1 rRNA gene is annotated in these 1,760 nt (G+C 63.9%); it reads left to right on the top strand.

From position 1 onward, the window contains the following. Positions 1 to 94 precede the first annotated feature (94 nt). Positions 95 to 1,601, top strand: a 16S ribosomal RNA gene (locus tag ACTNBB_RS09015). Positions 1,602 to 1,760: the final 159 nt, after the last annotated feature.

Here is a 1,760-nt window from a genome sequence, read left to right as displayed (position 1 = left end):
AATTCCTTTTCCTATCAAACAGAACCATATGAATCGAACGGAACCGATCAGCGATGACTGAGAGGACCGGACGGGCTCGAGGCCCAATACATTTTGGACGGAGAGTTCGATCCTGGCTCAGGATGAACGCTGGCGGCGCGCCTAACACATGCAAGTCGAACGGCACCTATCTTCGGATAGAAGCGAGTGGCGAACGGCTGAGTAACACGTGGAGAACCTGCCCCCTCCCCCGGGATAGCCGCCCGAAAGGACGGGTAATACCGGATACCCCCGGGTGCCGCATGGCGCCCGGGCTAAAGCCCCGACGGGAGGGGATGGCTCCGCGGCCCATCAGGTAGACGGCGGGGTGACGGCCCACCGTGCCGACAACGGGTAGCCGGGTTGAGAGACCGACCGGCCAGATTGGGACTGAGACACGGCCCAGACTCCTACGGGAGGCAGCAGTGGGGAATCTTGCGCAATGGGGGCAACCCTGACGCAGCGACGCCGCGTGCGGGACGGAGGCCTTCGGGTCGTAAACCGCTTTCAGCAGGGAAGAGACGAGACTGTACCTGCAGAAGAAGCCCCGGCTAACTACGTGCCAGCAGCCGCGGTAATACGTAGGGGGCGAGCGTTATCCGGATTCATTGGGCGTAAAGCGCGCGTAGGCGGCCCGGCAGGCCGGGGGTCGAAGCGGGGGGCTCAACCCCCCGAAGCCCCCGGAACCTCCGCGGCTTGGGTCCGGTAGGGGAGGGTGGAACACCCGGTGTAGCGGTGGAATGCGCAGATATCGGGTGGAACACCGGTGGCGAAGGCGGCCCTCTGGGCCGAGACCGACGCTGAGGCGCGAAAGCTGGGGGAGCGAACAGGATTAGATACCCTGGTAGTCCCAGCCGTAAACGATGGACGCTAGGTGTGGGGGGACGATCCCCCCGTGCCGCAGCCAACGCATTAAGCGTCCCGCCTGGGGAGTACGGCCGCAAGGCTAAAACTCAAAGGAATTGACGGGGGCCCGCACAAGCAGCGGAGCATGTGGCTTAATTCGAAGCAACGCGAAGAACCTTACCAGGGCTTGACATATGGGTGAAGCGGGGGAGACCCCGTGGCCGAGAGGAGCCCATACAGGTGGTGCATGGCTGTCGTCAGCTCGTGTCGTGAGATGTTGGGTTAAGTCCCGCAACGAGCGCAACCCCCGCCGCGTGTTGCCATCGGGTGATGCCGGGAACCCACGCGGGACCGCCGCCGTCAAGGCGGAGGAGGGCGGGGACGACGTCAAGTCATCATGCCCCTTATGCCCTGGGCTGCACACGTGCTACAATGGCCGGTACAGAGGGATGCCACCCCGCGAGGGGGAGCGGATCCCGGAAAGCCGGCCCCAGTTCGGATTGGGGGCTGCAACCCGCCCCCATGAAGTCGGAGTTGCTAGTAATCGCGGATCAGCATGCCGCGGTGAATGCGTTCCCGGGCCTTGTACACACCGCCCGTCACACCACCCGAGTCGTCTGCACCCGAAGTCGCCGGCCCAACCGCCAAGGGGGGAGGCGCCGAAGGTGTGGAGGGTGAGGGGGGTGAAGTCGTAACAAGGTAGCCGTACCGGAAGGTGCGGCTGGATCACCTCCTTTCTAGGGAGATACATTCTTAGAGAGATCAGCTTAACTCGAATGGAGGGCAGGAGCCCGTCCGGTTGATGTCTGGCCCGGATGCGTCCCCGCAGCACCCGGTCCCCGGGGTCGCACCCGCGTACCTTGAGAGCCGCATAGCGATAGGAGAGAGATGGAAGA

The organism is Collinsella sp. HCP28S3_B9 (assembly GCF_052066095.1).
GTDB lineage: Bacteria > Actinomycetota > Coriobacteriia > Coriobacteriales > Coriobacteriaceae > Collinsella.
Note: the sequence above shows the minus strand (reverse complement) of the source record. Positions and strands in the feature narration are given on the sequence as shown.